14 protein-coding genes and 1 pseudogene are annotated in these 8,457 nt (G+C 35.9%); all 15 read right to left on the reverse strand.

Going from position 1 to position 8,457, the window contains the following annotated elements; genetic code table 11:
* Positions 1 to 760: isopentenyl phosphate kinase (locus Q0W25_RS08460; protein WP_298521142.1), on the reverse strand; the 760-nt coding region annotated here is incomplete at its 3' end.
* A gap of 4 nt (positions 761 to 764) precedes the next feature.
* Positions 765 to 1,727: a mevalonate kinase gene (gene mvk, locus Q0W25_RS08465; RefSeq protein WP_297828607.1), complete on the reverse strand. Its 963-nt coding sequence runs from the start codon at positions 1,725 to 1,727 to the stop codon at positions 765 to 767.
* Positions 1,728 to 1,737: 10 nt separating this feature from the next.
* Positions 1,738 to 2,586, reverse strand: a complete 849-nt coding sequence (gene amrB, locus Q0W25_RS08470; protein WP_298521144.1) for an AmmeMemoRadiSam system protein B — start codon at positions 2,584 to 2,586, stop codon at positions 1,738 to 1,740.
* 11 nt (positions 2,587 to 2,597) lie between these two features.
* Positions 2,598 to 3,200, reverse strand: a complete 603-nt coding sequence (rpsB, locus tag Q0W25_RS08475) for a 30S ribosomal protein S2 (protein WP_298521146.1) — start codon at positions 3,198 to 3,200, stop codon at positions 2,598 to 2,600.
* Between the two features lie 17 nt (positions 3,201 to 3,217).
* Entirely contained in the window at positions 3,218 to 3,412 is a 195-nt protein-coding gene (locus tag Q0W25_RS08480) for a 4Fe-4S dicluster domain-containing protein (RefSeq protein WP_297827955.1), read from the reverse strand.
* Between the two features lie 21 nt (positions 3,413 to 3,433).
* Positions 3,434 to 4,678, reverse strand: coding sequence for a phosphopyruvate hydratase (gene eno, locus Q0W25_RS08485; protein ID WP_298521148.1), 1,245 nt, complete (start codon positions 4,676 to 4,678; stop codon positions 3,434 to 3,436).
* Between the two features lie 136 nt (positions 4,679 to 4,814).
* Positions 4,815 to 5,012 (reverse strand): DNA-directed RNA polymerase subunit K, encoded by a 198-nt coding sequence (locus Q0W25_RS08490; RefSeq protein ID WP_297827959.1) that lies wholly within the window; start codon positions 5,010 to 5,012, stop codon positions 4,815 to 4,817.
* A 64-nt stretch (positions 5,013 to 5,076) separates the two neighbouring features.
* Positions 5,077 to 5,247: a DNA-directed RNA polymerase subunit N gene (locus tag Q0W25_RS08495; protein ID WP_042694539.1), complete on the reverse strand. Its 171-nt coding sequence runs from the start codon at positions 5,245 to 5,247 to the stop codon at positions 5,077 to 5,079.
* Positions 5,248 to 5,295: 48 nt separating this feature from the next.
* On the reverse strand, positions 5,296 to 5,697 hold the full coding sequence (locus Q0W25_RS08500) for a 30S ribosomal protein S9 (protein ID WP_297827962.1): 402 nt from the start codon (positions 5,695 to 5,697) through the stop codon (positions 5,296 to 5,298).
* A gap of 18 nt (positions 5,698 to 5,715) precedes the next feature.
* On the reverse strand, positions 5,716 to 6,138 hold the full coding sequence (locus tag Q0W25_RS08505) for a 50S ribosomal protein L13 (RefSeq protein ID WP_297827964.1): 423 nt from the start codon (positions 6,136 to 6,138) through the stop codon (positions 5,716 to 5,718).
* 13 nt (positions 6,139 to 6,151) lie between these two features.
* Positions 6,152 to 6,517 (reverse strand): 50S ribosomal protein L18e, encoded by a 366-nt coding sequence (locus Q0W25_RS08510; RefSeq protein ID WP_298521152.1) that lies wholly within the window; start codon positions 6,515 to 6,517, stop codon positions 6,152 to 6,154.
* A 2-nt stretch (positions 6,518 to 6,519) separates the two neighbouring features.
* The gene (locus Q0W25_RS08515; RefSeq protein WP_297827968.1) at positions 6,520 to 7,350 is read right to left on the reverse strand and encodes a DNA-directed RNA polymerase subunit D; all 831 of its coding nucleotides are present in this window, start codon (positions 7,348 to 7,350) and stop codon (positions 6,520 to 6,522) included.
* 15 nt (positions 7,351 to 7,365) lie between these two features.
* Positions 7,366 to 7,758 (reverse strand): 30S ribosomal protein S11, encoded by a 393-nt coding sequence (locus tag Q0W25_RS08520; RefSeq protein ID WP_067043626.1) that lies wholly within the window; start codon positions 7,756 to 7,758, stop codon positions 7,366 to 7,368.
* An 11-nt stretch (positions 7,759 to 7,769) separates the two neighbouring features.
* Entirely contained in the window at positions 7,770 to 8,309 is a 540-nt protein-coding gene (locus Q0W25_RS08525; RefSeq protein WP_297827970.1) for a 30S ribosomal protein S4, read from the reverse strand.
* 64 nt (positions 8,310 to 8,373) lie between these two features.
* Positions 8,374 to 8,457 (reverse strand): annotated as a pseudogene (gene rps13p, locus Q0W25_RS08530) (30S ribosomal protein S13); the annotation flags it as partial.

The following is an 8,457-nucleotide window of genomic DNA, read 5'->3' on the forward strand; positions in this document are numbered from 1 at the left end:
TTTCCAAAACCTTGAAAACATTGTTTTCAACTTCAGCATTTATTATTTTAGATTCAATGCCTAAATCTGCTAAATATAAAAGTTCTTTAATCTTTCCAACCATTCCACCAGTTACATCGACATTTGTTGTTCCTTCAAAAGTATCCAGATCATCCAAAGATGAGAACTTGTCGAAAAATTTCGCATCGTCATGTGTTTTAGGATTTTTATTATAGACCCCATCAACATCAGTTCCAAGGATTACCCTGTCCGGATTTAAATTTACTGCCAGATACTGGATAAGCTGATCGCCTGAAATGACGCAGATTTCCAATTCATTGTCCAAGACAACATCCCCATAAATAACCGGAATGAAACCTTTGTTCAAGTATCTTTTAAAGCTATCAAGATTGCCTTCGGTTATCCTTTTGTTTGTTGCTGTCATGAAACTGGAAGCTGGAATTGCAATTACAGGTAAACCCTGTTCAATGAATGCCTTGCAGATATGCATGTTTAATTCTTTTACTGCATTTTGGGTTTCGCAAAATCCAATTCTTTTTTGAGGATATTCGCTTTCATCAAATGCCTCACCAATTTTATATTTTTTAGCTGGCGGATGGCCAAAAGACCCTGCGCCATGAACAATAATCAATTCCTTTGAAGAATTGTCCAAAGAAGACTTTATTTCAGATGCGATTCTTTTGAGGCTTTCAGTATCTACTTCGCTTTCTTTTGAATCCTTATTAGTTAAAATACTTCCGCCAATCTTTAAAATAATCATAAAATCACTTGTAAACCCTTGAAGAAACTCCTTTACGAGTAAAGTTAACCTTTAAAATATTATCATCACGTGAAATGGCCTCCGCCACCTCATCGACTTTGCCAGGACATAATGCAATGATGCTTCCCCCACCACCTGCTCCGGTAGTTTTGGAACCTATTGCACCTGCTTCCCTTGCCGCATATACCATACGGGACAGCTCAACGGTGTTTACTCCCAAAACGTCCAAAAATCCGTGGTTGATATTCATAAGTTCTCCCACCTTATTGAAATCTCTTTTCAAAAGAGCTTGCTTGGCATAATTGGTCAGATTTCCCATTGCAGTGATAACTGGATTGATTATCTTAGGGTTTCTTGTTTTCAGGTTCTTTACGTCCTTAACCATTTTACCAGTATTGCCATGTTTAGTAGTGTATCCTACAACGAACGGCACATTAAAGTTAATATTAATGTGTTCGACTTTTTTATTTCTGGACAGATAAACAAGGCCTCCGTAAGTTGATACTAGTGTATCCAACGGACTGGCTACCCCTTGAACAGCCTGTTCAACCATATGGGCATCATGAGCAAGAGAACTTTTGTTGAAACGGATATTGTGATATCTATACAGTGCTGCAAGTGTTGCTACAGTAACTGCAGCTGATGAACCGAGCCCTGAACCAATAGGTACATTTGATGATAATGTTATGTCAATTGGAGAGTGGTCATGTACTCTATGAAGAGACTCTAAAATATATCTAATAATGCCTGGTTTTCCTTTAGTTAAAATGTATTTCTTTTGACGTGTTAACAATTCAGCTTCAAAACCAATATCAGGAGCTCTGAAAATTGATTTATCAGAATCTGAATCTTTAATTGTAATAAAAGCCCTTTTATTAACTGCCCCTGCTATAGCAGGTTCATCATAAACTACGGAGTGTTCTCCAAATAATATTGCTTTTGCGGGAGCAGAAGCTTTAGCTATCATAAAAATCACCTTACTTAAAAATACCTGAAGCATAACCTACAACTGAGCTCATATCCCCAGTGACATCTCCACTGGTTCTATATGCCAATATTTCACAATTGCTTTTATTAGTTCTTTTAGAAAGTGAAATAGTTGTTATTACTGGACCGTAACCACACATGGTAATGTTGTATTGAACGACTTCTTCAAAGAGTTTGAACTCGTTCATGTCTCCAATATCTTCCAATACAAATCCGTCGACTTTATTTGCCTTTTCCTGATTATTGAAATGGGACAAATCAGTGCTTGCAATTACGCAATATGATTTGTTCAATTTATTTCCTGCTTCGTAAATGGCATTTGCCAAATCTGTTGAAGCTGAAAAGCTTTGTGAACCCATAGTAATCGGAACAATTTTAAAATCATCGGAAAAATATTGTAAGAAAGGCAATTGGACTTCTATGCTGTGTTCATAAAGATGAGCATTGAAATCTGAAGTGGCGATGTCTGATGCAGAAATTATTTCATCTGCAAATTCATCATCCACATCAACATTGCCTAAAGGTGTAATCCACTGTCCTTCATTAAAAACAGAAATTTCCTTACCTAGACCAGTGTGATTGGGACTTAAAATAATAAAAACTTCAGGAAAACCATTTTGAACGATTTGGCAATAGCTATGAGATGCTATTGCACCTGAATATTGATAACCTGCGTGAGGAACCATAACATTGATAGGATAATCACTACCAGTGAATGAATTGAGTTCCGGAATTTCAGAAACTCCAGCCTCATCCAAAAAGCAATCTTCAATTACCTTCTTTAAATCCTCAGGATTGTTGGGATAAAATGATCCGGCAACAGCAGGTCTTCTTAACATGTTTAACTCACTTAAAATTTAAGTTCGAAATCAGTTGCATCAATATCTAAGTCACCGTCTTCAGGAATATCTCCTCTTTCTCTTAAAATTTGTCTTGCAAGTAACCAGTAAACTAAAGCGATAGCTTTTCTACCTTTGTTGTTTACAGGTACAGCAATATCTACAAAACTGAGTAAGTTTTCAGTATCACATAATGCGACAACAGGAATACCGTTTTGTTTGGATTCTAAAATAGCTTGAGAATCAGATCTTGGGTCAGTTACAACAATGATTTTTGGTTCAATGAATTTAGCATAATTTGGGTTGGTTAAAGTACCAGGGATGAATCTACCAGGAATGGTTTTTGCACCGGTAATTTCACCGAATTTTTTAACAGGAGCTTGACCGTATTGTCTGGTAGCCACTACTAAAATGTCATCTGGGTCATATTTTGCTAAAAGTTTTGCAATTTGTCTGATTCTTTCGTCAGTTTTTTGAATGTCTAAAACATATAAACCGTCAGACCTTACTCTGAATATGTATTTTTCCATATCGCTAGTTTTTTGTTGGGTTCCGATATGTAAACCTGCTGCTAAATAATTGTCTAAGTCTATTAAAAGTTCGTCATTTACCATAATTACACCTCTTTTATTTAATCATCATCTTCAATAGTTACACATTCGTTTGGACATACGTCCATACATACTTCACAATAGCTACAGTCTTCAGGGTTGACAATTTCGATTTTGTCACCTTCAAGAACTAAAACTTCCATAGGGCAAACGTCAGCACATTCTGCGCAGTCTGCACCATCACATTTATCATAATCTATAGTTACTTTAGCCATAGAATAATCTCCTAATTAAACTTAAAATGACCCCATTCTTGGATTCGGAAGTTCTTCTTCAATGCGAATCAGCTCGTTTAACTTAGCTATTCTTTCACCGCCAATAGCTCCGGTTTTAATCATCGGAGATGCGAAACCAACAGCCAAATGAGCAATAGTCTCATCAGTAGTTTCACCGGATCTATGTGACACAACAGGAACAATACCGTTTTCCTTTGCCAATTTTACAGTAGCATAGGTTTCGGATAAAGAACCTATTTGATTCGGCTTTATAATAATAGCGTTTGCAGCTTTCATTTCAATGCCTTTTGCCAACAGTTCCTTGTTGGTTACAAACAAATCATCACCACAGATAAGGCATTTGTTTCCAACTTTCTCAGTCAATTGAGCAAATCCGTCGAAGTCAGATTCATCAAATGGGTCTTCTACATAAAACATTTTGTATGTTTCAATGATATCCTTTACGAAATCAATTTGGTCGCCGGTATCTCTTTCGACGCCATCTTGAGCATAAACGTATTTTTGTTTATCAGCATCCCATAATTCGGACGCCGCCATGTCAAGTGAAGGCCTTATTTCAATACCTAACTCATCACCAACCTCTTCGCATGCCTGGGCTTGAATTTCCAGAGCGTTGTCGTTGGTTATATTAGGTACCCATCCTCCTTCATCACCTTTTCCACCAGTGAAATTTGAATCTTTAGTCTGAATTAATTCCTTTAATCTTTTATGAACGGAAGCATTTGCAAAAATTGCATCGCTTACATTTTCCGCACCCACTGGAACAACCAGAAACTCCTGAATGTCCGGTGCATTGGTGCCTGCATGCGCTCCGCCGTTCATCATGTTGCCTAAAGGATACGGCAATTCATTTACCCAATTTCCACCAATGTATTTGTATAATGGCATGTTATAAGAGGAAGCGGCAGCTTTAACTACAGCCATAGAAATAGCTACGGCAGTATTTCCACCAATAGCGGACATGTTGTCTGTTCCATCGATTTCCCTTATCACTTCATCAATGGTAGTGATGTCTTGAGCATCCATACCTATGAGTTCAGAAGCAATGAAATCTTCCATTTCACTTACAACCCTATCAACTCCGCCTTCAGGGAATGATACTACTTCTCTTGAACCAGTACTAGCCCCACTTGGTGCAGCAGCTCTACCTGAACCATTCCATGTAAGTACATCCACTTCAATGGTAGGATTTCCTCTGCTGTCCAAAATCTTGCGAACTTGGACGTCTTCTATTATACTATCCAAAAAAAACACCTCAGTGCCCTTTAATTTATTACCATATAATCTATACTCTTTAAAAAATCAGTAAGTTTCTTTATAGAGTTATTATGGTATTTTTTATTTTTTTTAAATAAATTATAAGAATAAATAGGTAAACTATTTATTCATCTCTAATTACATCTAATGGTAAAACTCCAGCTTTTAGTTCTTCGTAAGCTATGTCAATTGGATCTAAAGAGTCCTTGATTTCAACCAATGGTTTGGCTCCCATAGATATTTGAATTGCTCTAGCTCCAAGAATTCTAGCTCTTTCAAACCTTGTCAATTTTTTTTCAACATTCATGAATATTACTTCCATTTTTAGGCATATATTTTACCAAGATTAATATTTTATAATAAAATATCCCTACACTTTGTAAAATCTATTCCCAAGTTTCAACATGAGAAATTAACATTCTTCTACAACAGTATCTAGTTAAACCTAAGTCATCTAAGACATCTTTTGACTTTTCACCTGCTGCTACTCTTTTGTTATATTCATCAAAGTAAGCAGAAACAGGTTTTCCGCAACTTAAGCATCTTATAGGAATCATTTATACCATCTTTTTTAATTTATATAAAAATATAAAAGTACAGAGTATTTATCTGTAACTTTTTTGTTTACGTGCTCTTGCTCCAGGACCACCGTATTTTTTAGGTTCGGAACGTCTTGGGTCACCTACTAACATGGTTCTGTCATATTGGATGAATTTTTCTTTTAAATCCATGTCTTGAGACCATTGTACGAGTCCTTTAGCAATTACCATACGTGCAGCTTCAGCTTGACCCATTACTCCACCACCAATAACGCGGATGTTAATATCCACTTGGTTAGCTAAATCGCCAGCTAAAATTAATGGTTCTTGTAATTTTAAGTTAGCAAGCTCTGGAGAGTAGAGTTCTAAAGGAATTCTGTTGATTCTAACTTTACCTGTTCCTTCTTGAACAGTACCTCTTGCGATAGCTGTTTTACGTTTTCCACTTGTATGAATAACTTTAACCATAATCACACATCCTTATATCTAAAAGGTAGCTCCTAAAAGTTTGGAGATTTCTCCTAACTCAATACCTTTTTTAATATTCTTGTATTCTGCTTCAGGAACTGAAGTGAGTTCAGCATCAGCGTATTCAGCTGGTACACCAACAAAAGCTTTTAAGCCTTTGTAAGCTGTTTTACCTTTAGCTTTTTTGAAAGGTAACATTCCTCTTACAGTTCTTCTAAATATGTCATCAGGTCTTCTAGGATATTTAGGACCTAAGTCACGAGGGTTGGAAATACTTGCCCTGTCAACTCTTTGTTTGTATTTAGCATAAGCCCAATCCTTGTTTCCAGTTAACATAATTTTTTCAGCATTGAGAATTACTACTTCTTCGCCTTCTAAAAGATTTTTACTAGTTACACTAGCTAATCTTCCTAAAACGCATCCTTCTCCATCAATAATCATAATAACACCCTACTTATTCTATGATCCTAATGTTTGATCCTTTAGGATTTGATTCGATTATCTCATCAATTGAGATGCATTCTCCACCAGCACTTTCGATTTTTTCTTGTGCTTTAGCTGAGAATTTTAATGCTACTACATCTACTTTTTCTGTTAAATCACCATTTGATAAAACCTTACCAGGCACTAAAATAGTTTCGCCTGCTTCAGCATGTCTTGCAATATCGGACAAGTTTACTTCAGCGGTTCTTCTATTGGACCTTGAAAGTCTGCCTGCAACATCTTTCCAAATAGCTGCATCTTCACTTTTTGATTTTTTATTAAGTTTATTAATAAGTTCGATAAGGTTAGGATTAGTTTTGATAATTTTCTTAACCATTATTAACTTCCTCCTTCTTCACTAAATCTGATAAATTTATCTGCTTTTTCACCTAATTTGTCACAAGCTTTTAATAAAACTTCTTTAGGAGGCATTGATCCATCAGTTTCGATTCTAAATATGAAATCATTTTCACGATACCCTACATTAATGTAACCGTTAGTGGAAGCCCTTACACAGCTTTTACACATAGCACAGTTTTCAATGTCTAAGACTTTAATGTGTTTTGACCTTCTGTCAGATTTTAAAACACCTCTTGGACATGCAGATGCACAGTCGTAATCAACCTCTTTTTCGTCATCGAAGGTGATTTCAGGATACTGTTTGTATGCACATACAGTGGTTGGCATCCATTTAGCATGTTCTTTTCCATATCCAACTTTTGCAACAGCTTCAATGTCAATTACTTCATCTTTTTTAAGTTTTACTAAAGGAATGGTATCGTATACTGGTTTAATTGTTTCGTCTGAAGATATTAAATCCTTAGAATAAACTACTTTAGGTCCGACTTCATTTAATTTGAAAACAACACCTTTTTTAAGATTGTCAGCCCAGGTTTCGTTTTCTTCATCGTATTCCCAGCCTTCATCTTCAGGTAAAGGTAAGCCTTCAATTGCTTCAAGATTAGAAACTAAAGGAGTTAAACCAAGCCTATGAGCTAGTACCTCGTTAAACATAGCAGAGTCATTTCTTACAATGTTAACATCTTCAATAGCTATTTTAGGTACATTTACCATTGCACATCTTCTAATAGCATTCATAAATGGTACTTCAGCATCACGAACAATGAATACAATTTCATCATCGCTTTGACTTTTAACTTCTATCTTCATATTAAACCCTTCCACTTAGACTCTTCTTCCTCTTTTACCACCAGGTCTTCCAGTACCGTCGTGAGGAATAGGAGTGATATCTTCTATCTTACCTATTTTAATTCCAGCTCTTGCTAAAGCACGGATAGTTGCTTGTGCACCAGGTCCTGGACTTCTAGGTCCGTTTCCACCAGGAGCTCTTACTTTAATATGTAATCCTACAAATCCTTTTTCTTTAGCATCATCAGCTATTCTAGTTGCTGCAGCCATAGCTGCGAAAGGTGAAGCTTGTTGTCTGTCTGCACGAACAACTCTTCCACCAGACCATTGTGAAATGGTTTCAGCACCAGTAATATCTGTTACAGTAATAATAGTGTTATTAAATGATGAGTAAATATTAGCTATACCCCATTTTTCATCTTTTGCCATAGTTACACCCTTTATTCTTCTGTATTAGCTTTATTATCCTTTGCTTTGTTATACTCTTCAATTTGTTTAGCTACAGGTGAAGAACGATAGAAACCTATTTCATCTTCTTGACCTTTCAATACTACATAACTTGGTGAATTGATTTTTTTACCGTTTAAAGTTATGTGACCGTGTACAACAAACATTCTTGCTTCTTTAGGAGTACGAGCTAAACCTTTTTTGTATACAATAGTTTGTAATCTTCTTCTTAAGATGTCTTCAACGTTTAAGTCGAGGATATCTTCAAGTGCAGCGTCTTCAGGCAAAACACCGGTTCTAGCTAAGTGTCCTAATAATTCTAATTTTTCTTCTACCATCTGATCAGCAGCAAAACCAAGTAAGTATCTTGCTTCCCTACTGTATCTTCTGACTAAAGTATCGGCTTTCCAAATCTCTTTTTTGTTTTTTAAACCGTATTTAGTCATTAATTTATTTTCGTTTTTGATTCTTTCCGCATTCCAAGGATGAGGTGGTGTATTATACTTTTTCCTTGATTTTCTAGGTTGTCCCATTAAAACATCTCCTTAATAAAATTGAATTTAATATAATTAATGTTTTTTAAAAAAAGTTCTGCGTCTATCCGCGACGTTTTACACCAACTGAAGAACTTTTTCTGAAAGTAGATTTGGTTCTTTGACCTCTAACAGGTAAACCAACTTC

The sequence above is a fragment of the uncultured Methanobrevibacter sp. genome, from assembly GCF_947166415.1.
Lineage (GTDB): Archaea > Methanobacteriota > Methanobacteria > Methanobacteriales > Methanobacteriaceae > Methanocatella.

Bases quoted from the DNA above. Each gene is read 5' to 3' on its own strand.
- Q0W25_RS08480 (WP_297827955.1), bottom strand. From the start codon at position 3,412: ATGGCTAAAGTAACTATAGATTATGATAAATGTGATGGTGCAGACTGC.
- Q0W25_RS08500 (WP_297827962.1), bottom strand. From the start codon at position 5,697: ATGGTTAAAGTTATTCATACAAGTGGAAAACGTAAAACAGCTATCGCA.
- Q0W25_RS08510 (WP_298521152.1), bottom strand. From the start codon at position 6,517: ATGGTTAAGAAAATTATCAAAACTAATCCTAACCTTATCGAACTTATT.
- Q0W25_RS08495 (WP_042694539.1), bottom strand. From the start codon at position 5,247: ATGATTCCTATAAGATGCTTAAGTTGCGGAAAACCTGTTTCTGCTTAC.
- mvk (WP_297828607.1), bottom strand. From the start codon at position 1,727: ATGATAGCTAAAGCTTCTGCTCCCGCAAAAGCAATATTATTTGGAGAA.
- Q0W25_RS08515 (WP_297827968.1), bottom strand. From the start codon at position 7,350: ATGAAGATAGAAGTTAAAAGTCAAAGCGATGATGAAATTGTATTCATT.
- Q0W25_RS08520 (WP_067043626.1), bottom strand. From the start codon at position 7,758: ATGGCAAAAGATGAAAAATGGGGTATAGCTAATATTTACTCATCATTT.
- Q0W25_RS08505 (WP_297827964.1), bottom strand. From the start codon at position 6,138: ATGATTATTGATGGAGAAGGATGCGTTTTAGGAAGATTAGCTAGTGTA.
- Q0W25_RS08490 (WP_297827959.1), bottom strand. From the start codon at position 5,012: ATGGAAGTAATATTCATGAATGTTGAAAAAAAATTGACAAGGTTTGAA.
- rpsB (WP_298521146.1), bottom strand. From the start codon at position 3,200: ATGGTAAATGACGAACTTTTAATAGACTTAGACAATTATTTAGCAGCA.
- Q0W25_RS08525 (WP_297827970.1), bottom strand. From the start codon at position 8,309: ATGGGACAACCTAGAAAATCAAGGAAAAAGTATAATACACCACCTCAT.
- amrB (WP_298521144.1), bottom strand. From the start codon at position 2,586: ATGTTAAGAAGACCTGCTGTTGCCGGATCATTTTATCCCAACAATCCT.